This window comes from Parasynechococcus sp., from assembly GCF_042954325.1.
Classification (GTDB): Bacteria; Cyanobacteriota; Cyanobacteriia; order PCC-6307; family Cyanobiaceae; genus Parasynechococcus.
This window is the reverse complement of the sequence record NZ_JBGKDS010000037.1, coordinates 1-25465: the sequence shown is the minus strand read 5'-3', so window position 1 is coordinate 25465 and position 25465 is coordinate 1. Positions and strand designations below refer to the sequence as shown.

Annotated in this window: 26 protein-coding genes and 2 tRNA genes; 8 read left to right on the top strand and 20 right to left on the bottom strand. The window is 60.2% G+C overall.

What is annotated here, in order from left to right:
- Positions 1 to 22: 22 nt before the first annotated feature.
- The 8 genes from ACGVKB_RS05730 to ACGVKB_RS05695 all read right to left on the bottom strand — a co-directional run bounded on the left by ACGVKB_RS05730 (position 23) and on the right by ACGVKB_RS05695 (position 10935).
- Positions 23 to 364, bottom strand: a complete 342-nt coding sequence (locus ACGVKB_RS05730; RefSeq protein ID WP_392350311.1) for a phosphomannose isomerase type II C-terminal cupin domain — start codon at positions 362 to 364, stop codon at positions 23 to 25.
- Positions 354 to 1931 carry an ATP-dependent RecD-like DNA helicase gene (locus ACGVKB_RS05725; RefSeq protein WP_392350310.1) on the bottom strand — a complete coding sequence of 526 codons (1578 nt, stop codon included), beginning with the start codon at positions 1929 to 1931 and terminating at the stop codon, positions 354 to 356. The genes ACGVKB_RS05730 and ACGVKB_RS05725 overlap by 11 nt, the downstream gene beginning before the upstream one ends.
- Positions 1928 to 5554 (bottom strand): UvrD-helicase domain-containing protein, encoded by a 3627-nt coding sequence (locus ACGVKB_RS05720; protein WP_392350309.1) that lies wholly within the window; start codon positions 5552 to 5554, stop codon positions 1928 to 1930. Before ACGVKB_RS05720 ends, ACGVKB_RS05725 begins: the two co-directional genes overlap by 4 nt.
- A 4-nt stretch (positions 5555 to 5558) precedes the next feature.
- The gene (locus ACGVKB_RS05715; RefSeq protein WP_392350308.1) at positions 5559 to 8804 is read right to left on the bottom strand and encodes an exodeoxyribonuclease V subunit gamma; all 3246 of its coding nucleotides are present in this window, start codon (positions 8802 to 8804) and stop codon (positions 5559 to 5561) included.
- Positions 8798 to 9406, bottom strand: coding sequence for a metallophosphoesterase (locus tag ACGVKB_RS05710; RefSeq protein ID WP_392350307.1), 609 nt, complete (start codon positions 9404 to 9406; stop codon positions 8798 to 8800). The genes ACGVKB_RS05715 and ACGVKB_RS05710 overlap by 7 nt, the downstream gene beginning before the upstream one ends.
- Before the next feature lie 114 nt (positions 9407 to 9520).
- The gene (locus tag ACGVKB_RS05705; RefSeq protein WP_392350306.1) at positions 9521 to 9838 is read right to left on the bottom strand and encodes a hypothetical protein; all 318 of its coding nucleotides are present in this window, start codon (positions 9836 to 9838) and stop codon (positions 9521 to 9523) included.
- 36 nt (positions 9839 to 9874) lie between these two features.
- Entirely contained in the window at positions 9875 to 10189 is a 315-nt protein-coding gene (locus ACGVKB_RS05700; protein ID WP_392350305.1) for an MgPME-cyclase complex family protein, read from the bottom strand.
- Positions 10186 to 10935: a pyridoxine 5'-phosphate synthase gene (locus ACGVKB_RS05695; RefSeq protein ID WP_392350304.1), complete on the bottom strand. Its 750-nt coding sequence runs from the start codon at positions 10933 to 10935 to the stop codon at positions 10186 to 10188. Before ACGVKB_RS05695 ends, ACGVKB_RS05700 begins: the two co-directional genes overlap by 4 nt.
- A gap of 153 nt (positions 10936 to 11088) precedes the next feature.
- On the opposite strand from ACGVKB_RS05695, the gene ACGVKB_RS05690 reads away from it, so the two are divergent.
- The 4 genes from ACGVKB_RS05690 (at position 11089) to grxD (ending at position 12915) form a co-directional block, all read left to right on the top strand.
- The gene (locus tag ACGVKB_RS05690; RefSeq protein WP_392350325.1) at positions 11089 to 11718 is read left to right on the top strand and encodes a lysophospholipid acyltransferase family protein; all 630 of its coding nucleotides are present in this window, start codon (positions 11089 to 11091) and stop codon (positions 11716 to 11718) included.
- A gap of 28 nt (positions 11719 to 11746) precedes the next feature.
- Positions 11747 to 12268 carry a hypothetical protein gene (locus tag ACGVKB_RS05685; protein WP_392350303.1) on the top strand — a complete coding sequence of 174 codons (522 nt, stop codon included), beginning with the start codon at positions 11747 to 11749 and terminating at the stop codon, positions 12266 to 12268.
- A 68-nt stretch (positions 12269 to 12336) separates the two neighbouring features.
- Positions 12337 to 12579 (top strand): BolA/IbaG family iron-sulfur metabolism protein, encoded by a 243-nt coding sequence (locus ACGVKB_RS05680; RefSeq protein ID WP_392350302.1) that lies wholly within the window; start codon positions 12337 to 12339, stop codon positions 12577 to 12579.
- A 12-nt stretch (positions 12580 to 12591) separates the two neighbouring features.
- Positions 12592 to 12915, top strand: a complete 324-nt coding sequence (gene grxD / locus ACGVKB_RS05675) for a Grx4 family monothiol glutaredoxin (RefSeq protein ID WP_392350301.1) — start codon at positions 12592 to 12594, stop codon at positions 12913 to 12915.
- Positions 12916 to 12917: 2 nt separating this feature from the next.
- Here grxD and ACGVKB_RS05670 read toward each other — a convergent pair whose 3' ends face one another.
- Positions 12918 to 13190 (bottom strand): DUF6761 family protein, encoded by a 273-nt coding sequence (locus ACGVKB_RS05670; RefSeq protein ID WP_392350300.1) that lies wholly within the window; start codon positions 13188 to 13190, stop codon positions 12918 to 12920.
- Positions 13191 to 13263: 73 nt separating this feature from the next.
- On the opposite strand from ACGVKB_RS05670, the gene ACGVKB_RS05665 reads away from it, so the two are divergent.
- A complete protein-coding gene (locus ACGVKB_RS05665) occupies positions 13264 to 14031 on the top strand; it encodes a response regulator transcription factor (RefSeq protein WP_392350299.1) in 768 nt (255 codons plus the stop codon).
- Positions 14032 to 14103: 72 nt separating this feature from the next.
- Here ACGVKB_RS05665 and ACGVKB_RS05660 read toward each other — a convergent pair whose 3' ends face one another.
- The 11 genes from ACGVKB_RS05660 to ACGVKB_RS05610 form a co-directional block, all read right to left on the bottom strand.
- On the bottom strand, positions 14104 to 14832 hold the full coding sequence (locus ACGVKB_RS05660; RefSeq protein WP_392350298.1) for an SDR family NAD(P)-dependent oxidoreductase: 729 nt from the start codon (positions 14830 to 14832) through the stop codon (positions 14104 to 14106).
- A gap of 108 nt (positions 14833 to 14940) precedes the next feature.
- Positions 14941 to 15282: a hypothetical protein gene (locus tag ACGVKB_RS05655; protein ID WP_392350297.1), complete on the bottom strand. Its 342-nt coding sequence runs from the start codon at positions 15280 to 15282 to the stop codon at positions 14941 to 14943.
- A 369-nt stretch (positions 15283 to 15651) separates the two neighbouring features.
- Entirely contained in the window at positions 15652 to 16212 is a 561-nt protein-coding gene (locus ACGVKB_RS05650) for a glutathione S-transferase family protein (RefSeq protein ID WP_392350296.1), read from the bottom strand.
- Positions 16213 to 16343: 131 nt separating this feature from the next.
- Entirely contained in the window at positions 16344 to 16844 is a 501-nt protein-coding gene (locus ACGVKB_RS05645) for a hypothetical protein (protein ID WP_392350295.1), read from the bottom strand.
- A 15-nt stretch (positions 16845 to 16859) separates the two neighbouring features.
- Complete coding sequence (locus ACGVKB_RS05640) at positions 16860 to 17384, bottom strand: hypothetical protein (RefSeq protein ID WP_392350294.1); 525 nt, start codon at positions 17382 to 17384, stop codon at positions 16860 to 16862.
- A gap of 5 nt (positions 17385 to 17389) precedes the next feature.
- Positions 17390 to 17674 carry a hypothetical protein gene (locus ACGVKB_RS05635; protein ID WP_392350293.1) on the bottom strand — a complete coding sequence of 95 codons (285 nt, stop codon included), beginning with the start codon at positions 17672 to 17674 and terminating at the stop codon, positions 17390 to 17392.
- Positions 17675 to 17709: 35 nt separating this feature from the next.
- Entirely contained in the window at positions 17710 to 19260 is a 1551-nt protein-coding gene (gene crtH / locus ACGVKB_RS05630; RefSeq protein WP_392350292.1) for a carotenoid isomerase, read from the bottom strand.
- Between the two features lie 25 nt (positions 19261 to 19285).
- The gene (locus tag ACGVKB_RS05625; protein ID WP_392350291.1) at positions 19286 to 20257 is read right to left on the bottom strand and encodes a cation transporter; all 972 of its coding nucleotides are present in this window, start codon (positions 20255 to 20257) and stop codon (positions 19286 to 19288) included.
- A complete protein-coding gene (gene trmFO / locus ACGVKB_RS05620) occupies positions 20254 to 21630 on the bottom strand; it encodes an FADH(2)-oxidizing methylenetetrahydrofolate--tRNA-(uracil(54)-C(5))-methyltransferase TrmFO (protein WP_392350324.1) in 1377 nt (458 codons plus the stop codon). Before trmFO ends, ACGVKB_RS05625 begins: the two co-directional genes overlap by 4 nt.
- 42 nt (positions 21631 to 21672) lie before the next feature.
- Positions 21673 to 21795: a photosystem II protein Y gene (locus ACGVKB_RS05615; protein WP_011933287.1), complete on the bottom strand. Its 123-nt coding sequence runs from the start codon at positions 21793 to 21795 to the stop codon at positions 21673 to 21675.
- Between the two features lie 90 nt (positions 21796 to 21885).
- Positions 21886 to 22410, bottom strand: coding sequence for a gamma carbonic anhydrase family protein (locus ACGVKB_RS05610; RefSeq protein WP_392350290.1), 525 nt, complete (start codon positions 22408 to 22410; stop codon positions 21886 to 21888).
- A gap of 69 nt (positions 22411 to 22479) precedes the next feature.
- Here ACGVKB_RS05610 and ACGVKB_RS05605 point away from each other — a divergent pair.
- From ACGVKB_RS05605 to ACGVKB_RS05595, 3 genes are all read left to right on the top strand, one after another.
- Positions 22480 to 22551, top strand: a tRNA-Lys gene (locus ACGVKB_RS05605).
- 188 nt (positions 22552 to 22739) lie between these two features.
- A complete protein-coding gene (locus ACGVKB_RS05600) occupies positions 22740 to 23888 on the top strand; it encodes an NAD(P)-binding protein (protein ID WP_392350289.1) in 1149 nt (382 codons plus the stop codon).
- Positions 23889 to 23902: 14 nt separating this feature from the next.
- A tRNA-Pro gene (locus ACGVKB_RS05595) sits at positions 23903 to 23976 on the top strand.
- Positions 23977 to 25465 lie beyond the last annotated feature (1489 nt).

The following is a 25465-nucleotide window of genomic DNA, read 5'->3' as shown; positions in this document are numbered from 1 at the left end:
CCTACGCTTCAAAGGTTGGGTTTCAAGTTATCACCCGGCCGTAATCATCCTGCAAGCGTTCGATGTCGTCTTCGACGAGGACTTCACCGTGTTGGACTTCAAGGATCACCAGATCCTCATTGCCTCCTCGGGCCCGATGAATGCTGCCTTTTGGGATGGTCAACATCACTCCAGGGATGGCCGTTGTCCAGGCGTCATCACAGAGCAACTGTCCGTTTCCGGCGATGACCGTCCAGCTTTCACTTCGGTGCAGGTGACGCTGCAATGACAGCTGGCAGTGGCGTTGCACCAACAGGCGTTTGACCTTGTACCCCGGCGCTTCCAGCAGATCTTCAAACCATCCCCAAGGTCGTTCAACACGCATGGGAAAGGGCCGCTGTCGTGATCAGGTCCAGGCTGGCACGGGCCCGCGTGATCGCGGTGTAGAGCAGCCGGTGGTCCAGGCGTGGGGCTGGGCCGTTCTCCGGCGGTGGAGGCCACAGCACGATGACGCGGTTGGCTTCGCTGCCCTGGGCACGGTGAATGGTGATGGCCACCGCTGGCTCCACGGCCTGAAGACGCGATGGATGCAGCAGGCGCAGCTCAGTGCTCCCATCGTCCTTGAGAACGCGAAACAGCAGGCGGGTGCCGTTGGTGGTGGTCAGCTTGACCCCAAGATCACCATTCGCCAGGCCCAGTTCAGGCTGATTGGCACCACTGATCACGGGCAGTCCCTCCGGCCACTGGGTCGGGTCATGGCGGTTGCTGCCCAGCAGGGTGCGGTGGACATCATCGAGGCTCCAGGGGCCGCGTCGGCGCGGACACAACACCAGCTCCTGCTCCACCGCATCGAGCAAGACCTCCGCCGCCTCAGGACGGATGCTGCCGTCTGCATCGAGGACCTCGGTGGCCTGCTGCTTGAGGGTGTGCAGTCGCCCCGTCCACCAGCGCACCACGAAGGGCGGTAACCGTCGCAGCGTTGCGGTGTGATGGTGGGCGTTGCCGTCATCCGATAGCCCCTCCAACAGCGGCTGGAGGTCCGGTTGACTCCGTTCCCGCAGTTCTGAGGCCAGCGCCGCAATCGCGCCACGGTTGCGATAGCTGGTCTGGAGCGTGACCGCGCCTGCCCCGAAGCGTTGCCGAACATCAGCTGATTGCAATTCATTCCAGACGGCACCACTCCCGATCGGTGGCAGCTGGGCTGGATCGCCGACCAGCACAAGCCGGCAACCGCTGGGCAAGGCGGCGATCAGCGCCTGCATCAGCTCCAGATCCACCATCGACATCTCATCGATGACCAGCAGGTCCAGATCCAGGGGGCGCTCGCGGTGACGTCCGAAGCCATGGCGGCCGGCCTCGAGCCAGCGGTGGAGCGTGAAGCAGTGCAGGTCATGGAGCTGTGGACGCACTGCTTCCCCGAGTCGCCGTGCTGCTTTCCCGGTCGGTGCTGCCAGGCCGATCCGCAGATCCGGTGTCCGGCGGAGTGCCCGTTTCAAGACCTCGACCACGGTGCTGGTTTTTCCGGTGCCTGGTCCGCCACTGATGAGCAGCACGGACACCTCATCCAGGGCCAGAACAGCCTGCTGTTGCTGGGAATTCAGCTGTCTGGGCAGCGGCGAAGCTGTGCTTGGGTCGTCGACGGGGTGATCTTGGATCGCGGATCGGGTAACCAGGGTCTCGATCACGTCGTGCATGGCCTCAACCCAGCGGCGCCAGCCAACGCGATTGCCAGCCAGGTGCAACGGACAGGTGTCTTGCTCCAGCCAACCGCTCTCCAGCAATTGGGCATGGTGATCTGAAGAAAGCTCCAGGGTCAGCTCCCCGGCCTCAAGGGCTCTGGTCAAGTTGCAGCACAGCTCTTCCAGCTCCTGGCCATGGCGCGGGGGTGGACAGCGGCGCATCAGGGTGGCGTGCACTGCTTCGCCGAGCTCAACCGGCCAGCTTCCGGTCATGGTTGGCCCTCCCGCAGCAGGCGATCCAACGTGAGGATTCGAGGCAATGAGGCCGGTTCCACGATGCGGCCCGGCCCTTCACCCATCGGATGCTCCCCGCCAGGCATCCCCCTTAGAAAAATGTAGGCATAGCCGCCGAGATGCTGGTCCGGGCGATAGCCCGGAAGTCGCCACTGCAGATGCCGATGCAAAGCCACGAGATAGAGGTGGGCTTGGAGCGGGTAGTGGTGATGCACCATCTGCTCCTGCATGGCCGCCTGGGTGTAATGCCGAGGTCCGCAGATTTGGCTGCGTCCGTCGGGTCCGCGTTCTCCGATCCAGTTGCTTTTCCAATCCGCAACCCACCAGCGGGCCTTGCTCAGATCGTCGCCGTCACAGAAGACCAGATCGATGGAGCCGGTGAGGAATCCGCGGCTGCAGACCGAGAGCTGTTCGAGATGGGGGATGTAGTCGTCTCCAAAGCGCGTGTCGCCGTCGCTGCGGAACGCTGCCACCAGGCTGCTGGTGACCATGTCAGCGACCGGAAGATCGAAGCTGAGTTCATGCAATCGGCGCTCAGCATCGAGTTGATTGAGGGCCAGTGATCCCAGGGAACCGCCCAGCGGTGTGCTCAGGACATCCTCGAGGCCACGGCGCACGGCGCCGAGCCACTGGTCGGGGTCAAGCCCGGCACGCAGCAGTTCGCTCTCGATGACGGCGTCGTTGCCGCTGTCGTTCTGGAATGAGACGTGCTCGAGGATGCGGTGGAGGCAGTCGCCGGGACCGGGACCCCGGGGAAACTCAGCCAAGGGGCCGAGCTCCGGCCAGAGGATGTCGCCTGGTTTGTCCGCTTCTTTGGCTTCCGGCTCCGGGTCCCGTCCCAGTTCGAAATGTGGGCTGTCGCCTGCTGAGGAGATCCAGGCGGAATAGCTGGCCCGTCCCCAGCTGCGGTCGATGTGGCTGGGAACGGCTCCCAATCGCAAGACGTCATCGGTGGAGGGTGGTTGCCATCGGCCGGTCGTTGCGGGTCCCTGATGGACCGGCAGCTCGTCCACCGTGATCGGGATGTCATGGTCCGCGAGGTGTTTCCGTAGACGCTCAGCAGTGCGCTGATCCGGGTCCGTTCCGATCGCTTCGGCGCCGAACATCCAACTCACAAGCGGGGACTTGTCTTGACGGGCTGCGGAACCCCAGACCAGCACAAGCTGTGAGCAAGCTCGCGTCAGGGCCACGTAGGCCAGCCGTTCGGCTTCAGCGGCTGCCTGGCACTCCGCCTGTTCGGCAGCCTCACGCCCCGGGCCCCAATGGTGGTCGCAGGAGACGCGCCAATGCTGGCTGCCCTCTGTTTTCCAGAGCGGCCCTTTGCTCTCCCCCGGGCTTTCCCAGAGATAAGGACAAATCACAACGGGATATTCCAAGCCCTTGCTGCGATGCACCGTGACCACCGCCACGGCGCTTTCCGCTTGATCGCTGTGGGGCTGCCGGGCATCCGGCACGGGATCCGGCGGTTGGAGCCGCTCCCGCCGTAACCATTCAGCAGCACTGGCTGCATTGAGACCCTGTCGGTGCATGGCGTCTTGCACCAGTCGTGCGGCTTGCTGCAGATCACCCAGCAGACGCCCTCGTTCGGAGAGATCGGCCATCACCGACCCGTCAAGGAGCTCCGACAGACACCCGATCAGGCCCAGGCGGGGCAGCTGTTCACTCAGCCGTCGGATGCGTGCGGCGAGGGCGTCGAGCGGCTTGCCGTCGTTGTCACGCAGGCTGTCGGCGCTCCAACCGAGCAGGGCCGAACAGGCCAGCAGGCGCAGTCGGCGTTCATCGCCGGGGATCGCTAAAGCATCGATCAGTCGCTGCAGCACCCCTGCCGCATCGCTCTCCAACACATCACCCTGGTTGACCAGCCGTGTTGGTACGCCCCGACCCGCTAAGGCATTGCGCAAGGCCGTGGCTTGGGCATGGCGGCTCACCAAAATGCAGAGATCCGATGGCTCGAGCGTGGTGGCGCTCTGCAGACGTTGCAGAACGTCGTCAGCCAGTAGGTCGGGGATCCGTTGTTCCAGAGCTGTTTTGCTCGTGGTGTTGTCGGACGGAATCAGCAGCAGTTGCAGGGGATGGCGGTCGGACTGGTTGTCCAGGTTTTGGGCTTTGCCACGGGCCGTGACGGCGGGGACCGCGAGTTGTGAGCGCACCAGACCTGGCGCCATCAGAGCATTCATTCCTGCCATCAGTGCCGGTGTGGTGCGGAAGTTCTCGGTCAGTGCATCCACCCGATCCACCTGTGAGCGGGCCTGTTTGTAGGTCTCAAGATCGCCACCGCGGAAGCGATAGATGGCCTGTTTCGGATCGCCCACCAGCAACAGCAGGTGGGCGGATCGGCCGCCAAAGGCACGGTGGAGCAGTCGCCACTGCACCGCATCGGTGTCCTGAAATTCATCGACCATCACCGTGCGGTAACGCGCCCGGAGTGGGGTGAGCCAGTCCGGCTCAGGCTGCTCCTCTCCGGGGTCCATCGCCGCCAGAAGACCGCCGAAGGTGATCACCCCCTGGCGCAAACGGCGTTCGCGCAGGGTGGCGAGTCCCCGTTGGAGACAGTGCCGCCAGCTGCGTTCGATCGGTCCATCCCAGAGGGTTGCGATCTGTGTTTGCAGCTCAGCCTGCGCCAGGCTCGGGTCTGTTTCGCCGCAGCTGCGGGCCACACGGCACCAACTGCCGGGATGGAAGTACTCCTTCAGCGGTTTTTCCATGGCCCGAATCGCAGTGATGTCTGGAGTGGTGGTCTGCGTTGCAATCCATTGATCGACCACTGCGCATCGGTTGGACCGGGGTTTGGCGCTGTACGGCGTTGTTCGGCTTGCACCTGCGGCTTTCCATTCGGCCGCGGCGGCGCAGAAACGGGCTTCGAGGGTCTGGCTGTGCTCGATCCAAAGCGCCTTGAAGCGATGCCAGGTGTCCGTCAGCCAAACCTCCAGCTGAGGAGCCAGGGGCTGATCGACGGCAAAATCGTCGCCAATGCCGCAAAGCTGTGGGCTTGGGTCGCTGTCCAGCGTCTTGAGGGCTTGGACGAGGCTTTCCGCTGTCAGTCTGGCCTCCATGAATCCGCGTAATTGTCCGGGCGGGAGGGTTTGGAGCAGCTCATGCCAGATCCCCTGCACCACCTCCTGGATCTGAATTGTCGTGTCCGTCTCCAGCTGCGGATCGATGGCGGCGCCACTGCTGAGGCCGTGGCGGCGCAGGCTGCGTCGACAGAAGCCATGAATGGTGGTGATGTCAGCGCGGTCGAGCTGCTCGAGGGCCAACAGCAACTTGCGGATCCAGTCATTGCGTTGGCTGTCGTCGCTGGTCTGGCACCACCAGGCCTCCAGGACTGGATCGGGACCCGGGGGTTCGCTCTCGCCCCGGTTCAAGGCTTCCAGTCCCTGTAGTGCCGCCTGCAGCCGTGCTCCGATCCTGGAGCGCAGTTCCGCTGCAGCGGCATCGGTGTACGTGACCACGAGCAGGTCATCGAGGGATTGGTTCCCCTCTGTGATCAGTCGCAGGGCCAGATGCGCCAGAGCGAAGGTCTTGCCTGTGCCCGCACTGGCTTCGAGGAGGCGCAGGCCCGGTTCCAAGGGGTAGGTATTGGCGTTGAAGGTCTCTGCCATGGCTTCACTTGCCCCCTGCAGCCGCGGTGGCCTGGGTTGAAGCGGTCAGCAGCGGGGTGTACAAGGCGCTGCTGGCTTCGATGAACGAGGGGTCGTCAAGGAATGCATCGGCCTGACGTTGCGGGCCAAAACACAACTGCAGGGCCGGCTGGTGCTGTTCGTCCTCCCAGCTCTTCCGGAAGGCCGCTGCACCGCTGCCGGACTTGCGGAGCTCTTGCCAAACCAGTTGCCAGCCGCTGCGGGGTGGAACCGGCCAGCAGTGGTTGCGTCCGGAGGTCGCCAGCCCTTGAAGTTCAGCCCAGCGATCCTTTGCCTCCTTGGCCTGGAGAGGGAGCCAGCGCAGGTGAGTTTGGGCGCCGGCTCCACGGGGGCTGCGTGCAATGACAGCCGTGCCGGAGAACGCCGTGGTGTCCGCGCTCAGCAGCAGATGCAACAGCCAGGCGCGGAGCACCCCGCGGTGGTTGAGCTGGCCGGCCTGCACCACCACATGCATGTCACCGGCGATCAGCAAGGTCTGGACCTGATCGGCAAGGGTGAGCTTGCGGCGGCTGCAGGGACCAAGGGCAGTGAGCTCACGGTGCAGGCCCATCCAGCGTTCACGGAGCCCTTCGTTTTCCATCACGGCACCGGCGCCACTGGGGAGCTGCCCTTGTCCGGCGAGTCGTTCAATCCAGTGCGGGGCTTGGCCAAGGATTAAGTCGTCGTCGAGGTCTGCCTGGAGCAGCAGATGGCGTTCCAGAGCATTCAGTTGAACGGATTCAAGATCCTGCACGGGTTCAACGCTTTCGCTGGCGTGGAGCCCGAGTTGCTGCAGCCAGGTTCCCTGGGGATTGACCAGCCAAGCCAGCAGAGCGTCAAAGCCAAGGGCTGTCGGAGCCGGTTCGGTCTGGGCTCTCCAGGACAGGGGCCAGGCCAGGCCATCGCTCGGCGTTGGTCGCGCTTGATCAAGGCAGATCCGTGCGGCGAGTTGCCGCCGGTCGCAGCTGAACGGTGGAGCACCATCGCTCGCCACAAAATTGCGTCGATCCAGTGGATTGGCCGGCGGTTCAAGTCGAAGCCCTTGAGCCTCAGACCCCAGTTGTGTCTGGAGCTCCGTCAGCCATTGCTCCACCGGTGCTGCCGGTGGCTGTTCTTCTCCACTGCGCTCGTGGCGCCCGCACCAGCTGATCAGCAGATGCTGTCGCGATGACATCAAGGCTTCGAGAAGCACATAGCGGTCCTGGTCGCTGCCACGGGGATCACCCAGCTGACGGTGCTGTTCGAGCAGGTGAAAGCCGGGGCGTTCGCTCTGGCGCGGGAAATCATTGGCATCGAGGCCCATCAGCACGATCACGCGATGGGGGATGGCACGCATCGGTTCGAGAGCGCTGATCGTGAGGGATCCGCTGCGATGCCCAAAGCGACCCGAATCCACCGACAGCGCCTCATCGAGGATGTTGATCACCACGGCTGCATCGAGTTCCAGGGGCGTTGTTCCCGCCCGTTGCCGCCAGTCGTCCAGGGCGCTGGTCAGGCCCTGCAGCTCACCGCTCCACGCATCACCATCGCCAAACAGGTCATCGAGCAGGCCACGGAGGAGGTCCACCCATCCTTCGACGGTTCGGGGTTGGCGCAGCCGCTGCAACCAGCGGGCCAGACGGTTCAGCACCGGCCACCAGCGGGCCAGTTGCTCCGGCGAAAGGTCCTGATGAAAGGGAGCTGTTCCCCCGGCGACCAGTCCATTGCGCTGTGGCAGAACAAGCCCGAGTAACCAACGGTCCAAACACCAGAGCAGGCTGTGCACTTCGTCGCCCTGGCGTTCGTGGCGATCCAGACCCCAGCGGAATCCACTGCGTTGGAGGGCCTGGGTGATGTCCCGGGCATCGTCATCGCCGAGTCCCTGCATGGCCTGGAGGGCCGGGTTGGCCAGCAGTTGATCCAGTCCCGTTGCCGTCAGGCGACCTGCCGCGAGCTCCAAAAGTTGAAGCAGGGCCATCGACAGGCCGGGGCTGCTTTGCTGACTGCGATCGGTCAGTCGCCAGGGAAGATCGATGCCGATGGCTGAACTGTCGTTGAACACGGAGCTGAGCAACGGCGCATAACGCTCGATTTGCGGTGTCATGACCAGCACATCCCGCGGAGCCAACGTTGGATCCGCACTCAGCCATTGCAGGATTTGATCCCGCACCAGCTGCACTTCCCGTAGCGGCCCCGGAGCCGCCAGAAACAGCAATGATCGATCGCCGGGGTGCCGTTGCAATGCATCGTGTCCGTCCCCTTGGACCAGTTGCTGCTGCAGTTGTTCCAGCAGCGTTGCGGGGCGCCCCGCGGTCTCTGCCATCGCGACCGGCCCCGCGAACAGATCCCCCTCCTGTCTGGCACCGAGCTGGGTTTCGCCGCTGCCCTCCAGCAGCTGTTGGAATTCAGCTCCCATCCGTCCCAACGTTGCTTCCAGGCGTGGTGCCGTCTGCAGCCAATGGCCATCGGGCGGAACCATCCAGTCGGCGCCAAGCTGTTCCCGGCGGCTGCCGCAGCGCTGCCAGAGATCCGGGCATGGGGTCAACAGGTAGACCTCCACGTCCAGATGACCGGACAGCGCCTGGATCAAGCTGACTTGGACAGGGGCCAGAGCACTGATGCCAAAGAGGCGCAATCGCTCTGGCAGCAACAGGCTGCCAACCTCACAATGGTGTAAGCGTTCAACGGCCCGTTGCACCTGAAGCCCGAAGGGTTCGGATGCGAGGGTTTTGGCCAGCGTGTTCCAGAGAATGGGCTGCCAGTCGTCTGGATCAACATCGGTGTCGCGAGCCCAGAGCTGGAGTGTTTCCGGGCGGTACAGCGCGTAGTCGTCAAAGGCATCGGCAATCGTGCGGGCCAATTGCCAGCGGTCTCGGCTGAGGACAGGGCCCTGGTCGCCGCGCTGTTTCAGCCAGTGCTGCAGAGCGGCGGCTTCGGGCTGTTTCAGTAGGTCCGGCAAATGGTCCAGCACGGCCCAGACCAGGCGGTTGGCGCGCCAGGGGTCCTCCTGTTCGGTCGGCAGCTCCAGGACTTGGCGCACCAGCTGGCGTAACCGACTGCCGGGGAAGGGAAATCGAATGAGTGAACTGATGCCATTGGCCTGGGCGAGTTGTTCGCCCAGCCATCGGCTGGTGGGCCAGGTGTTGACCAGCACCTCCACGGTTTCCAGCGGGCCGGGTTGTTGCTCAATCAGTTGTTGCGCCAGAAGCTGCGCTAAAAATTCAGCCCGATTGCTGCGATAAATCGTCAGCAAGGCACCTGATCTCCTTGCAGGTGTGCGGCTTCAGGGGCGTTGGTGGCTGGCTGCTCTGGATCCTGGAGCCCCTCGACCTGAATCACCTGGTCGGTCTCCGGGCAATAGGCCGAGAGTTTGCCGCCGTACACGGCGCCAGTGTCAATCAGAACAATGTGCTGATGCCGCTCCACCCTGAACCGGGGTGTGTGACCGATCACGACCCGACCGAAGCGACCGTCGTAGCTCTCCCAGAACGACTCACGGATCGAGAGATCAGGCTGACCGTCTGCATTGAATCCAGCGTGGGTCGCACTCCAGCCCTCGGCTCGATACACCAGCGGCAGTTGGTTGAGTCGGACCTGCCAGGGCCTGCATTGTTGGTTGCCGATCTGCTGCACGGTGTCTTGGTCCTGCCGGGCGAGTTCACCGGCATGGCCTCCCATGGCGAGGGCCTCGATCAGGCTCTGTTCGTGGTTACCGCGCAACCAGGTGGCATGGCCGCGGCGCATCAGGTCCCAGGCCAAGGTCATGCAGGCTTCGATTTGGGGCCCACGGTTGATCACATCGCCACAGAAGATCAAATGATCGTTTTGAGGCAGCACGTCCAACAGCTGGACCATGCAGCGATGGCAACCATGGATGTCACCAATCACCCAGTGTCTCGGCTGCGGGAGTGGCACCGACGCTTCCGTGTACAGCTGAATTCTGATGCTTCGCCGTGGCTCTGTCAGCGGTCAGAACAAACCGAGGAACTTTCGACGCGGTTCCTCGGGTGTCGCGGGTGTCTCCCTGCGATAGCGCGGTTTGCTGTCGCCCACGGTGATCAGGGGATCGTTGTTCTTGAACCACACCCAGTCGCGAATGGGTGGGGTCTCGGTGAGATCCCGTCGGGTCAAGCCAAGGCCGAGCTTCGCTGAGGCTCCCAGCAGGATGTCCACCATCGCATCGCCGTCCGAACAGGTCGCGAGGGCTCTGTTGGTCTTCTCCGCTCCATCAAGGGCTTGCACCAGGAGTTCGATCCGTCGACTCACCGGGAGAGAGCGGAGATCCACAGGTTGCGAGCGGTGGCGCTCAGGTTAAGAGCAATGTCAGGACTCAATCGATCGAAGGGCATCGTCGTTGGAGGCCTCGAATGTTCCTGTCACCACAAACTCCAGGCGAAGCTTCAGAAACGTGATGAACGTGGCATCGGTGGAGACGACGGCGGCGGCAGGTCGAGGCACCTGTTGGGCGAGTGAGGCCAGTTCTGCCGATTGAAGAAAAGCGGGCTGGCGCACCAGCCAGAAGTCGATGGCTTTGTTGTTGTCCGCGTAGTTGCGTTGGCGTTCGCGCAGAACTTCTTCCAGCGGCTCCTCCTCGGTGAGAAAGCGTTCGCTGGCGGCGACGAAATGAAACGTTGTCATCCGGGCTGTTGTCCGAACAGAGGATCTCGGCGGGGATTCTGGATCAAGGCCCTCATATCCCGCACGGCTTGTTCCAGCCCCACCACGAGGGCCCGCGCCACGATGGTGTGTCCGATATTCAGTTCTTCCATCCCATCGATCGCAGCGATGGGCTCAACGTTCTGATAGGTCAGGCCATGGCCTGCGTTGACGCGCAGCCCCAGCTGCCTCGCTGTGCTGCAGCCTTCACTGATGCGTGCCAACTCCTGCGGTTGCTTGGACCAGTCGGCTTCGGCGTAGGCACCGGTGTGTAACTCCACCCAGCGGGCGCCGCTGCGATGACAGGCTTGGAGTTGGGTTCGCTCTGGGTCAACGAACAGGCTCACGGGGATGTTGTTGCTTTGCAGCTGTTCGATCAACCCTGTGAGTGTTGGCAGTTGACCCGCCACATCCAGGCCCCCTTCGGTGGTGACTTCCTCCCGACGTTCGGGAACCAGGGTGACCATGTCGGGTTGGATGCGCAGAGCGATGGCGACCATCTCTGCGGTGGCAGCCATCTCCAGGTTCAACCGGCTGCGGACGGTCTGGCGTAGAAGCTCGACATCGCGATCTTGGATGTGACGGCGATCTTCCCGCAGATGCACGGTGATGCCATCGGCCCCACCGAGTTCGGCGAGCAGAGCCATCGGCACCGGATCGGGTTCAACCGTGCGCCGCGCTTCTCGGACGTTCGCAATGTGGTCGATGTTGACGCCCAGGCTTGCCATGGCGGTGGCGGAGTGAACGGGATCCTATTCAGCGTCCAGCGATGGACGTAGGTTCATAAGGAGTCGGACTCAACGTCGCCGGTGCGATCGGATGCGGTCATCCGTGAGAAAGCCCTGAATGTGGGCATTGATCCGTTCTGGGCACCGCTGGCGATGGTTGCGACCCAGGATCTTGCGCTGCGGTTTCAGTTCCGTCAGCGGTTTGTGCTTCAACACTTCAATCTTCCAAAGTCAGGCCCTGTGTTGCTGGCCCCGACCCATCGGGCCCGCTGGGATGCTCTGATGCTGCCAATGGCGGCGGGCCGGCGGGTGACGGGTCGGGACTGCCGTTTCATGGTGACCACGACCGAGATGCGTGGTTTGCAGGGGTGGTTCCTCAAACGGCTCGGATGCTTTCCCGTTGATCAGGGACGCCCCTCCATGACCACGTTGCGTCTGGCCATCGATCTGCTCGGGGCTGGTCAGCAGGTGGTGATGTTCCCGGAAGGTCGGATTCAGCGGCAGGATCGACCAATCCAGTTGCATCAAGGACTCGTCCGCCTGGCGCAACTCGCCAAGCGCCGGGGCATTGTTGTTCCGGTGATTCCTGTCGGCCTGGGCTACAGCCATGCGCCGCCGTCACCCTTCACCGAAGCCGCCATTTGCTTTGGCAAGCCGCTCTCTGTGCCGGATGACTCTGGACGCGAGGCTGTGCGTCGGTTCAATGGGGCCCTTGCGCACGAGATGCATGCGGCTGAACAAGCGGCTCGTCTGGCCGTTGGAAGACCGTTGGAATGCTTTTAAAGTCCAGCAACTTCCGGTAGGTATTTCCATGGGGTGTCGTTCCCTGCTTGCGGCCACGGCACTGCTTGCGACGTTCGGGCTCACCAGTGCACCGGCATTGGCCCAAGCCACAGCGTCTGAACGGGTTCTGGCCCAGGAGCAGACCGGATTCAACACCTCTTCGGTTCGAGCGATGATCGCCCGAGGCGATGCCTCTGTGGCCTCCGGTGATCTCGGAACCGCCCGTCAGCAGTACGACAAAGCCCGGGAAGAAGCCAAGCAACTTCAACAGTTTTATCGGGGTCTGGGCGGTGCATTCCGCGGTCTCGATGCCCGAATCCCTCGGGAAATGGACACCAAGGGTCGTGAAGCTCTTGGCCTGTTGGCCGAGGTGAATCTCCGGCTCGCGGCCCTGTTCCGTCGGGAAAACAACCCCAAAGTGGCTGTCCCCTTGCTGGTCGAGGTGGTCAAGCTGATGACTCCCACCCAGCCCCAAGGTCAGAAGGCTTATCAGAGTCTGCTTGAGCTCGGGTTTGTGGACACCGAGTTCAAGGGCGGCTCTGCGAACTGACGACAGTTCGACGGACACCACAGAGCTGACTTGATCTGTCAGCATCGCCGCAATGCAGTGGTGTTCCCATGGTCCAGTCGGCTGATGTTGAAGCCGCGATTCGAAAAGCGATTCCAGACGCGTCCGTCACTGTGGAGGACCTCACCGGTGGTGGGGATCACCTTCAGGTGTCTGTGGTGTCAACCGCTTTTGACGGCCTGACTCGAATTCGCCAGCATCAATTGGTGTATGCGGCTCTTCAGCAGGAACTGGCTTCGGAAGCCATTCATGCGCTCGCGCTCAACACCTCCGTTCCAACCTCCAACTCCTGACCCTGCATCACCATGGAAGACAGCACCCGTAGTCGGATCGAAGGCCTGGTTGCCTCAAGTCCGATTTTCGTGTTCATGAAGGGCTCGAAACTGATGCCTCAGTGCGGCTTTTCGAACAATGTGGTTCAGATCCTGCACTCGCTGGGCGTGAGCTTCGAAACTTTCGATGTCCTCTCGGACATGGAAATCCGTCAGGGCATCAAGGAGTTCTCCAACTGGCCCACCATTCCCCAGGTGTACGTCAAAGGGGAATTCATCGGTGGATCCGACATTCTGATCGAGATGTACAACGCCGGCGAACTTCGCGAAAAACTCGAAATCGCTCTCGCCAGCTGAGATCAGTACCCCTGTGGCAGACGTGAGTACAGCGTGCTGACGTCTCCATCGGGGCCAATGAAGCTGGAGGGATCCAGGATCCATCGATCGACTAACTGTTCCAGCCGGTGCTGCTGGCGTGGGTCCAATGAACCCGACTTTCGCAGTGCATGCAGGTAGCCATCGGCGTACAAGCGCAGCTCAGATGGTGAGTGGTAGCGCGTTGTCAGTTCCTGACATGCATCACACAAGGACTGGAAATGTCTGATGGCATCGGGGTCTTCGAGGAACGTCATCTGTGAGACAGCTGCCTCCGCTACCAGCGTGTCAGGAATTTCCGCTTAGCGTAGTCACGCCTGGATCTACCCAGTGACTTCGACCTCACGCGACATGACCGCTGATGCTCCGGAACCCGGGGCAGTTTCCCTCCCCGACCCCGGCTCGGGTACTGGCCGCGAGCCCTCCAGGGTTCTTGTGGTTGAGCCCCATCCCACCCTTCGCACGGTCTTGGTGCAACGCTTGCGTCAGGACGGTCATCTCACCGCAGCTGTGAGCCGTGCCGCCGAAGCCCTTGAACTCTGTCAGGACCAGTCCCCTGATCTGCTGGTCAGCGCTGAGATCCTGGAGCAAAGCTCGGCATTGCGTTTGTCGGAGCATCTGCGCTGCCCCGTGATCGTGCTGACCGCGCGAACGGGTGCAGAGCCTGTCGTGGGCCTGCTCGATGACGGGGCTGACGATGTGCTGCGTAAACCCTTTGGTTTGGAAGAACTGGCGGCCCGATGCCGCACGCTGCTGAAACGCGGCCATACCGGCCTGCAGGAACGGGTCACCGTTGGCCCCTTGGAGGTTCACCTTCTGCTCCGTCAGGTCACCCTGCGCGAAAAGCCCGTGGAGCTCAGCCCCAGGGAGTTCGCCCTGCTGTGTGCCCTGCTGATGCCACCAGGCTTGGTCCGCAGCCGCCAGGAGCTGCTCCGGATGGCATGGCCTCCGTTCAGTGGAGGTCCTCGATCCGTTGACACGCAAATCCTGACTTTGCGTCGAAAACTGGAGCAAGCAGGCCTGGGGGAAGGTGGAGGCATCACCACCGTGCGCCAACGTGGCTATCGCTTCAGCCTTGACAGCCTCCCGGCCAGCTGATCGAGAGCTTGGAGTCTGGGATTTCAGTGTTGCGATGACCGAAACGACCCGGTCACTTCGGTGTTGATTGATTTAGTGGACTGACGTTAAACCGCCATCGATAATAATTTCCTGGCCGTTGATATATGAAGCCTGATCAGATGCCAGAAAAGCAACGACACCAGCGATGTCCTGAGGTTCTCCGAAGCGAGCGGCGGGGATTCTCATTTTGTGATTATTGGATGCTTTCTCACCAATCATTTCCTCGTTGAACTGAGCGGTATTAATGAGCCCGGGGCTGATGGCATTGACGTTGATTTTACGATCAGACAATTCATGGGCCAAGGCTTTGACGAGATAGCCAGCGGCTGCTTTTGTGGACGAATACAAGGATGCACCCTCGAGGGCCCTATGGTGAGTCCAAGACGCATTAACAATGATTCTGCTCCGGTCTGGCATAAGCTCTAAGGCAGCTTGTAAGGAAAAAAATAAGCCCTTGTAGTTCACGTCAACAATGAAGTCGAAGTCGTCTTCGCTGATCTCCGTAAAGGGTTTGAATCGTCCAAGTCCTGCGTTGGCAAAAAAGATATCAATATGGCCAAAAACTTTTTTAATTTCGGCAAATAGTTTCGTTCGATCGTTGCGATTTGAGATGTCAGAGGTGATTGTGTGGATGTTTGAATATCGAGAGGAGACTTTGTCCATCTTCTCTTGATTGCGCCCTGTGATGACAACCTGATCGCCCATGGCGAGAAACGTTTCAGCTGCAGCAAGTCCCATGCCTTCTGATCCGCCAGTGATCAAAACAATCCGTTGGGTCATTGTTGAAAAGACGTCCAAAAATGAAGGGGGTCGTGCTTGGAGCTGTTAGAACAGTGCTGTGAAGACGGAGGTCGATGACATTGTTGATCTGATTGGCTTCATCGCCATTCAGTCTTTGCTTTCAGGCCCGTTTGTTTCGCGAAAGACTTCGTTTGGAGCACATGCTGTTTGGCGGTGTTCCCCAGTGGTTGTTATCCAGTCAACCACGACAAATCCTCCATGGTAAAAACCGGTCACAGAGGCCGATGTGCCATGGGGGATGTGGGTCGAGCCATGAATCATGACCCGATCGCCGATGTTGTGTTCGTTGTTTTTCGTTGATGGATGAACGGGTTGGTGAAAGGCCAATGACATGAGTTTGTCCTCTAAGGCACGCTCTGTCTTTCCCGATTGGGTCAGAAGATCCAAGAGGAGATCTCGCTCAGGTTGGCTGAGTTCAATGCTGGCCATTGTCCTCGGGTGTTGTTGAAGATCAGTTGAAGACCGGCTCCAGCTGATTGGGGAAAAAGGTAATTGTCATTTTGATCTTTTCAAAGGGTTTGGTGGGTGATTCATGGCTCCAGAGGCTGTAGAGACGCAGGTCTTGCCATTGATCTCTGGATCCCAATGGCGAGCAATGCCTTTGCAATGGCACTCTGATGTTCGATCAGATTCTCGGAAGAAGTCTGCTTTTCATGCAGTCCTCGGACAATCATCATCGCCGTCCATAATCACAATATTGTCATTTTCGACAGCGACTGGTCCGCTCCAGATGGCTTTCACGGGCTGAGATGAAAAGGGCAATGTAGTCATTACGGCGGCATCGGCATTGTGTATTGGTTACGTCATGATGGCTTTGTAGTGCGTATTGTTAAGGGTCTCCTCTGTTTGGCGCTTGACGTGGGGCCAGTGATTCAGGTTTGCATCTTTGGCAAAGATGGGGATATAGGCCAGATAGGCGCACACGGCGCAATCTGCAGCCGTCCAGCGTTCTCCCACTAAATAATTGCTTGTCTCGTAGAGCTTGTTGAGAACATCCATGATTCCCTCAAAGTCTCGCTCTCGAACGGTTTGGACAAAGATGGCGGGGCTCAGCGTTGCGTTGGCAAAGGCAATCCACTGGCTGATCAGAGCTCTATCGTTTGGGCTTTTGCTTTCTTGCCCATAGTGCTCGGCAATGTAGAGAAGGATTGCACCACTTTCGAACAATGTAATCCCAGTGGAGTCGTCAACAAGGCCGGGAAGCTTCCCAAATGGATTGATCTTCAGGTAGTCGGGTTGTTTGTGTTGCCTGCCACGCATATCGAGATTGATTAAATTGTAATCAATCTGCTTTTCTGCCATGTACCACTTCGGCATGACAGCTCTGCTTCGCCCTCCTCCGTAGAGATGGAGAGTCATTTTGATGATTTAATCATTCCTTTTTTCTAGCGCTAAGCGAGGCTTACCCGAATGGGTTAATAAACTATTTCGATTGTTCTCGTTGGCTGTGGTCTGCCCTGTCATGCCTTGATGAACGACTCAAACGGTCGTCACCTGGAGGATCGCCCTAAGAGCTCTTGAATCCCCTCCCGGAGAAGGCGTTGCAGCTCTGGTTGAAACTCGTTGCCGATGCGCATGGCATCCGGAAGCATGCGCAGTTCTGTGTCCACGACGGCCCGGTAGGTGGGATCCGTGCAGTACTCCCTGATGGCCTCGAGCTGTTCACGGGTGTAATAACGCTGATAGAGCCTGACGAAACGCGGCTCCATGGTCTGCCAGGAATACACATCGTCGGCAATGCGTCGAAAGAGGTCGAAGATCTCCTGCTTCAACGGTTCGGGCAGTGCCTGCGGACCGGAGGCTGAGTTGAATCCGACCTTAAAACCTTCGTCTCGGGCGATCACGAATCGTTCTTCTGCCCTGGTGCAGCTCAACACTTCCCGAACTAAGGACTGGGATGAGGGCTGGGCGATCCCTGGAGCAGCGTTGGACAACAGCACCATGAGCAGCAACAGCTGTCGGTGGATGGAGGTCGGAAGCAGGGAAGCCATCGAGCGAACAACCGTTCAACTGATTGTTGTCGAAAAATGCCAGATCGCCGTAACGATTTCACCCACCAGCATCAATGTTGAAAGTGCAGCCAGCAACAGATAGGTCCAGGGCGGTGTCAAGCGGCCGATGCCCTTGGTGTCCAGAGAGGACCGCTCGCCCACGGTTGAGAGGAATTGATCGAAGCGCGCGATGCGCTGCGGCAACAGATGGTGGTTGAGATCGGCTGACTTCAGGTAGTACACCGTTCCGCCCTGGCTTGTGCTGACGGGGACTAACGCCCGCATGTCTTGCCAGCGCATGGACCATCCCCGACGCAGCAGCCAGCGAATCCAGGTCGGATAGCGCACGGTGATGCCATCAGCGTCGGTTTCGACCTGCTCACTCAGCAGACCGGTGATCAGAACCAGACCGACGAGTAGGCCCACAAGCATGGGAGCCTGCAACCCAGCGGGCGCCAGCACCGGTAAGGGCAGCACCAGGGCGAAGTACAGACTCAACAGCGTGAAACGGATCAGCGGCGAGAGGCCAAAGCGTTCCATGACGTTCAGCGGTCCTCAGGCGAGCCGGGTCGGGGTTCGATCACGACAGGAGGGGTGTAAGCACCAGCGAAAACCTCCTTCTCCCGACCTTTCCAGAACTCACCGAGGCGCATCAGGTCGGCATGGGCTTCCTGAATTTTGGCGATGTACGCCTCAGGGCTCATGGAGTCCTTCTGCTCCTTCAGCTTCTGCAGGCGCAGCATCTGAAGGTTCCAGGGTTTCGTGAGCTCCCCCCGCTGTTCCAGATAACGGGCCAGATCGCTGGAGGACGGCTGAGATTCGAAGGGCATCACGACCTCGTGGTCCGGCCAGGCTAGGAACTGAATCAGTCCGGCAGCGCCCAGGGATTGAGGCCAAGGTCGGCACCGACCCGATGGGCACAGGCGAAACCGCTGAAGGCCACCGCATTCAATCCCTGGCCGGGGAAGCAGGAATCCCCGACGCAATAAAGGTTCTGAACCCCCGTGCGGTTGAACGGCATCGGCAGCAAGCCGGGCAATTGCATCGCAGGAATCGGCCCATAACTGCCCTGGAATCGACCCAGGAAGCGGCGGTGGCTCCGCGGTGTTCCGATCTCCCGGTGGGTGATGGCATCGTTCAGGCCGGGGAGAATCGCCTCCAGTCGCTGGATCAGCCGCGCCGCATCGGCCTCTTTTTTCTGTTTGTACTCGGATGGACTCAGGCCCTGCCATGCCTCCATCGAGGAGGGGGTGAAGGTGTGCACGATGTGATGGCCGTCCGGTGCGAGATCGCGATCCAGCAGTGACGGCATCGAAACGAAGATCACGCCCTGTTCGTCTTCCATGCGCTCCCACTCCTCCAACAGCAGGTGATGGCAGTGGGTGCCTGCGGGGATCAGGTCCGCGCGCACGCCCAGGTGCAGGGAAAGGAAGGAGGGGGAGGGAACATAACGCCGGCGCCACACCTCTTCTTTGGCCGGTGTGTTGGTGGCGTTCACCAGTGCCTGCGTTCCACGCGTGTCGCCCTGGCCGGCGAAGGTGTCCCAACGGGTGGCGTTGGAAATCACTCGCTTCGCATGGATCGTGCTGCCATCCGCCAGTGTCACCCCAACGGCTGAACCGTTCTCGATCAGCACCTCCGTGACCCTCGCCTTGTAGCGGATCTCGCCTCCATGGCGCTCGAGGCCTTGCACCAGCTTCTCGGCGATCACGCCAACGCCGCCCTTGGGATAGTTGATCCCACCGGCATGGCGGTCGGAGAAGACCATGCCGGCATTGATCATCGGGGTGCGATCCGCCGGCATCACCGACCAGCAGAAGCATTCGATATCAATGAACTTGAGCAGCTGTTCATCTTTGATGTGCTGTCGTGCCACCGCTCCCACGTTGAACGGCAGCCAGCGGGCCAGGCCGAGACAGGCCAGTGGTGCTTTGAAAAACACCTTGGTGAGGTAGGCGGGGTCCTCGAGCGAGAGCAGGGGCATCGCATCGAGGCAGTTGAACACCTGCCAGCAGGTGTCATAGAAGCGACGGATGCCCGTCGCTTCATGGGGGAAACGGGCCGTTAGATCGGCGATGAAGGTCTCGTAATCGCGGTCGACGGCAACGTTGAGCCCACCAGGCATGTGGTATTCGAGTTGGGCCTGATCGGGGATTGTTTCGCAGTGTTCACCGACATCGGCCAGGGCGCGGGTGAGCAGGTTGGTGTAGCCCTTCTCCCCGAAGCCGAAGATCATGGAGGCGCCCACATCAAAGGTGTAGCCATCCCGGTGAAAGGCTCCGCCACTGCCCCCTGGAATCAGATATCGCTCGAGGACGAGCACTTTGGCTCCCTTGGCCGCCAGTTGGCTGGCGGTCACCAAACCACCGATTCCTGAGCCGATCACCACGGCATCCCACTGCTGCTGATCGGTCATGCCATCCCTTGCCTGCGAGCTGACGCTAAGGGGCCGCCTGGAGGGATGGATCCGGACGATGAATCGGGGGCATCACCGTGAGGATGATTTCGGATCGCACCGGTTGCTGCAGATCCTGACTGCAGCGGGCATCGATGTGATGCCGCAACCCATCGATCACTGCGCTGTCCATGGCCTCGAGGGGGTTGATGTACACCACCACAAAGGCCGTGCGTCCGAGCTGCTGAACGGTGAAATCCATCATTTGCAGCTGCAGACCCGAGAGTTCCTGCATCAACACCTCCCGGGTGCGCTGAAGAATTCTTGGATCCGCGGCACGTCCTGCGGCTTGCCCCATGGCTTCCTTCATGGCCGACAGGGGCTCTTGCAGCAGCACCAGACTGACGGCGACCACCAGGAGGGCATCGGCGATCGGTGCCAGTGGCGCCAAGGGGGTGCCGGCGAGCCATGGCGTCAGCAGGAGTGCGATGCCGGTGGCCATGGTGATCAAGGCATCGATCCGGGCATTGCGTGCCTCGGTGACCAGCAGCAGGGAGATGCGTCCTGTGCGCCGCCAATCGTGAAAATGTCGCCAGGACAGCAGGCTGCACAGCAGCGTGATCACCACGGTGTAACCCGCCACCGATTGCAACGCGAGGGCTGGGATCTCACCACCCCGGGCCCAGTCGATCAGCGTTGAGGAGGCGCTGCCCAAGCCAAAACCGATCACTCCCAGAAGCACCAACGAGCGGAACAGCACATACAACGCTTCCTGCCCTTCGTATCCATAGGGCCAGGCCCGGTCCGGTGGTCTGACCACGTTGCGACTGATGCGGCTGGCAATCAGCGATGACCCCACCAGTACGCCGGAATACAGACCATCGAGCAGCAGGGCGGAGGAGCCACTGGCGACGTGGGCTGCAAAACCAGCCAGTGCCATCACCGCATTGGCTCCGACCCCGAAGCGCAAGGAGCGCTGTTCGATCATCCGAGCCTTGGCGGTGGTGGTTGGCGTCATACGGCGATGGCTTCGGAGAGAAGCTTCTGGATGCGTTCCAGATCGTTCAAGGCCCGATCGCGATAGGCCCCATAACGCGCTCGTTTGTCGCGGATGCGTTCGGGAAGCTCGGGCAAGAGGCCGAAGTTCGGTGGCATCGGCTGGAATTTCTTGGTTGGTGCCTCGCTGACGAAATGGGTGAGTGCTCCAGCCATCGTTGTGCCGGGGAGCTCGATCGGGTCGAGACCACGGGCCAGGCGCGCGGCATTGGTTCCCGCCAGCCAGCCACCCGCAACGGCAGCGGCATAGCCCTCGGTTCCTGTGATCTGTCCCGCGGCGAAGAGAGTCGCTCGCGACCGGAACTGCAGGGTTGGTTGGAGCAACTTGGGTGACTCCAGAAAGGTGTTGCGGTGCATCACACCGAACCGAACGAATTCGGCCTGCTCAAGACCAGGAATCATCTGCAGAACACGCTTCTGCTCACCCCATTTCAGATTGGTCTGGAAACCAACCAGGTTCCATAGGCGTCCATCTTTGTCCTCCTGCCGGAGCTGGACAACGGCGTAGGCCCGTTTGGCACGTCTGACATCCCGGTCGTTGACATCGCCCCAGCGCGGGTCCCACAGACCGATCGGTTTCAGCGGTCCGTAGCGCATGGTGTCTTCGCCGCGCCGCGCCAGCTCTTCGATGGGCAGACAACCTTCAAAGAAGGTGGCGTCGTTTTGATCAAAATCCTTGAGCTCAGCCTGCTCAGCATTGAGCAGCGCCTCCCGGAAACGGAGATATTGCTCCCGATCCATCGGGCAATTGATGTAGTCCGCATCGCCTTTGTCGTACCGACTTGCTCGGAAGGCGACGTTGAGATCGATGCTGTCGCCATGCACGATCGGGCTGGCTGCATCGAAGAAGTGGCAGTCGGCAGTCCCCGTGAAGCCACGTAAATCCTCGGCCAGATTTTCGCTGGTCAGCGGACCGGTGGCCAAGACAGTGATGTCGGATTCCTCTGGCAGCCTTTGCTGCTCGCGGCGTTCAATGGTCACCAGAGGATGTTGATCGAGGGCCTCCGTCAGCGCTGCGCTGTATCTCCCTCGGTCGACAGCCAAGGCCCCACCAGCAGGCACGGCATGGTCGTCGGCGGTTTGAATCACAACTGATCCCAACCGCCTCAGCTCTTCCTGAAGCAAACCTGCGGCGCGATCACTGCTCAAGGCGCCGAAGCTGTTGCTGCAGACGAGCTCAGCGAATTCGCTGCTGTGGTGAGCAGGCGAACGCCGAATTGGCCGCATTTCAACGATCGTGACCCGAAGGCCTGCAGCGGCGATCTGCCAGGCCGCTTCGGTGCCAGCAAGACCGGCGCCGAGAACGGTGATCGAACGGGTCTCAGGCGACAACAGATGACGGCTGCAACCGCTTCAGCCTACGAACCGTGTTGGAACTCAGGCGCGGCTGCGCTTGATCATCAGTTGCAGTTGGCCAACGGCAGCACGGCCGATGTTGAACCCAGCCCAACCCAGTGCCAGAAGAATCGGGGAGGCCACGAGGACAAGCCGAAGGTCCATGGAACTGGAAAAACTGTCGGTGATCTTACGAACTTTGGTCGGCTTTTAGTCGCAAAGGTTGGTCGGATGGATTGAATTTGCAGCAATTGATCAAGGACGGCTTCGATTTCGCGTCGCGTGCGCTGCAGCCAAAGCGGCATACCTCAGGGCATGGTCTTGCTGTTGGATCAGGGTGTCGTCGCTCAGTTCGCGTTTGATGGCGGCCGGCACACCCATCACCAGCGTGGCGGGGGGGACGTCCTTGGTGACAACGGATCCAGCGGCAACGACGGCTCCGCGCCCGATGGTGACCCCATTGAGGACAACGGCGCCGATGCCGACCAGACAGCCATCCTCGAGCTTGGCTCCATGGATGACGGCCCGATGGCCGATGGTCACCTCCGTGCCGATGTCGACGGGTTCACCGGGATCACCATGGAGAACGGCGCCATCCTGAACGTTGCTGCGGGGGCCGATGCGGATCGTTGCCAGATCGCCCCTGGCAACGGCCGTCGGCCACAGGCTGCTCCCGGATGCCATCTGCACATCTCCGATGACCACTGCGCTTTCAGCAACCCAGGCATCGTGCGCAATCTGCGGATCGGGCCAGCTGGCACCGCTTGAAATCTCTGACATCGGATGGCGAGCTGCAGGTCGTCGAGTGATAATCTCTCTTGGTGCCCGACGGGCACTCCCAAGAGGGAAGGGTCGCTAGCTCAGCGGTAGAGCATCCGGCTTTTAACCGGCTGGTCCTGAGTTCGAATCTCAGGCGACCCATTGATCCAACAGGATTCGTTCTGGATGGCGAATTCTTCGACGCTGGTCTGGTCTGTTGACCAGGAGCATGACATCGGCACCGCTCGACACGCCCCGCTTGCTTGATCGCGCGGCTGTGGGCTTCTTGATGTTCCTAACCTTGGCCATCCCGGGGTCAATCCTGTTGTTTTCTGACGGTTGTTGAGACGGTGAACGTTGATCTGGTTGTCATCGGCGCCGGTTTGTCCGGATGTGCCCTGGTGGGTCGCTTGCACCAGATCGGTTGGTCGGGATCAATGGCCATCGTGGAAGCCGGTCGTGGTCCGGGCGGGCGCTGTGCCACCCGACGACGACGGGATGATCCCAATTGGCGGTTGGACCATGGTGCCCCGGGCCTGAATTTTTTGGGGCCCGTCGACGAGCGGCTCGAGGCCCTGTTACAGCCGTTGCGGACGTCCGGAGTCTTGCGCCCTGAGTGGGGTGCCATCACAGCAGTGGACAGCTGTGGTGCGCTGTTGGACCCTCCGGAGCATCCCCTTTTGTTGGGCGAACAATGGCGGGCCCACCCCACGATGGCGCATCTCTGTGAAGCCCTGTTGCCGACGTCGAACGCGAACGTCGAGATGTTGTTTGGTCGGCGGGTTCGTCGGCTGGTTTGGGAGCGAAGCTCTTGGATTTTGTACGACGAAGCCGGCGAATTGATCGTGCAGGCCAAGGCATTGGTGCTCAGCGGCTCTTTGTTGGCTCACCCGCGCTCATTGGCGATGTTGTCCTGGGGGGATGTCCCATTGCGTTCGGCGATTGCTGAAGGTCAGGATCCCCAGGTTGATCGGGTGCTGGCTTGCCTGGCGGCCAGTCAATCGGCCGTGCGTTGGAACTTGATGCTTGCGTTGCCAGCGCTTCATTCGGTGGATGCAGCCACCGAGTTACCGCGTCAGATCTGGTTGTCCGCCGAAGCCCAGGATTGTTTCGAGATTGAACGGCTTGTGCTCCATCCCCAGGCCGATGGAGGTCTTGGGGTTGTGGTGCATGGTCTGGATCCTGGCTTGGAGATCACCCCGGAGAGCCAACCTTCCCTCTTGGCGGAACGGGAGAGGCGTCTGCAGCAGGGTCTGAGCACGATCTTGCGGCCATGGCCGTCGTTGGTCGACGCGTTGAATCACAAGCGTGTGCAAGGTGTGATGCGCTGGGGAGCCTCCCAGCCTCTGAATCAACCCTTGCCCGCAGCCTTGCAGTGGTGCCCCCACTCAGCGCTGGGATTGTGTGGTGACTGGATTGAAGGTCAGGGCTTTGGTCGTGCCGAAGGCGCTTTGCTTAGTGCAGTGGCTTTGGCCGACACCCTGCAGGCGGCCCGCTAATCTGGTGATGCGTCCGGGGAGTGGCGCAGTTTGGTAGCGCGCTTGCTTTGGGAGCAAGATGCCGCAGGTTCGAATCCTGTCTCCCCGACTCGCTAAAGAGTCAGTCCAGGACTGACATCTTCGCCGCCTCCCCTGGGCGGCTTTTTTATTGCTCGCAGACGCTTCTGCGCAAAAGGTGTGTCAAGCCGCGTGAACCGCAATCTGTTTGCGTACGACGTTTCTGGACATCCCCTGACAGTTGGACTCCTTCAGGTAACGATTCAGCAACGGATTCCGCTCAGGCGTTCGTGACCCGTCTCCGCACAAACGTCATCCATCAGATCAACACTTGCCTGTTGCTCCGCCTCAACGACCAAAAGTCACTGTTTTGGAGGCTTATTTGGGCAAAGAGATTCGATGTAGGCGCACTAGAGCACCTGGGGGCATCAAAGTTGACGCGGCACATCGGAAGGCTTGCATCTACCCCAATCTGGCGACATTCGCGGGGGCTAACCACGGCACGACCTGGCTGTGAACCACCCAAAAAGTTCCTGCAGGCGGGATGTTTTATCGCCCCCAAGACGTTTCGGAGCAGCGTTGACCAATGCCTCGGCTTTCCCCGCAGACTTCGAATTTATATGGTGAATTGTCTGGGTCTCCTTGATAAAGCACCTGATCTTGCTGGTCCTTGACGATCATTTGTGTCGCCCGACCCTCTATGTAGTTCGAATATCCATAGAAATAGCCACGATCCGACTCGTAATGGTTGCCAGCTACAACGCTTGAGCACTCTCTTACAAGGTTCTGAATCTCACAACTGCCCTTGAAGCAGATGCGCATTAACCCTTCTGTTGGTCCGCAACCCGCATAGGCGGGTTGGGTTGTGGTCAGGTGTAGTCCAGCAGTCACTGTCAGGACCAAGGCGGCGACTTTTTTCACGCAACTGCTGTGGCTTCTGCCTGATTTTTAGCAGTCAATCTGAAGTCCATGCTCTGGCGGCTGGGGTTATTGTGACCCACCCGAAGGTACAGCTGCACCAAACTGCCGCCCACTGGCGGTCAGGGCTGTAGGTACTGGCAACCCGATGGCACACAGCTTTAAAGGAGCTTCGAGAGATCAGCCACGGACCTTCTAGGCAGGACCATGTTGAATAGATGGGAGTCCCATACGAAGAAGCAGATTTTCTTCAATCTCAATATGCAGACTAGCTACATCTACCATTGATTGGAGAACTGATTCGTATAACATCATCTCTATTTGAGCATCATTTGTTGGCGACAGTCAAAAATTTAAAACAGAGACTATGTAACAACCGCAACCAATCAAGCCAAATAATCAGCCACAATCAAAAGTCGACCTCTCGTCTGATTGATCAGATCTGCAATCAGTTCAAGAGTAAGCCGATGAATGCAATTAACGCCTCTTAGGCAGGAGCATTCACTTCTTGATTGGCAGTCGTTTGTCTTCTGCTTAGACAGCTGGTTGGTTTTACGACGATATTTGGTTCCCCCCGATTTGGTCAACGGCTTGCTGCATCACTTCAGTCTTGCTGGTTAGTTAGATGTAAATAGCCCTAAACTTATGGATAACCAATGAAT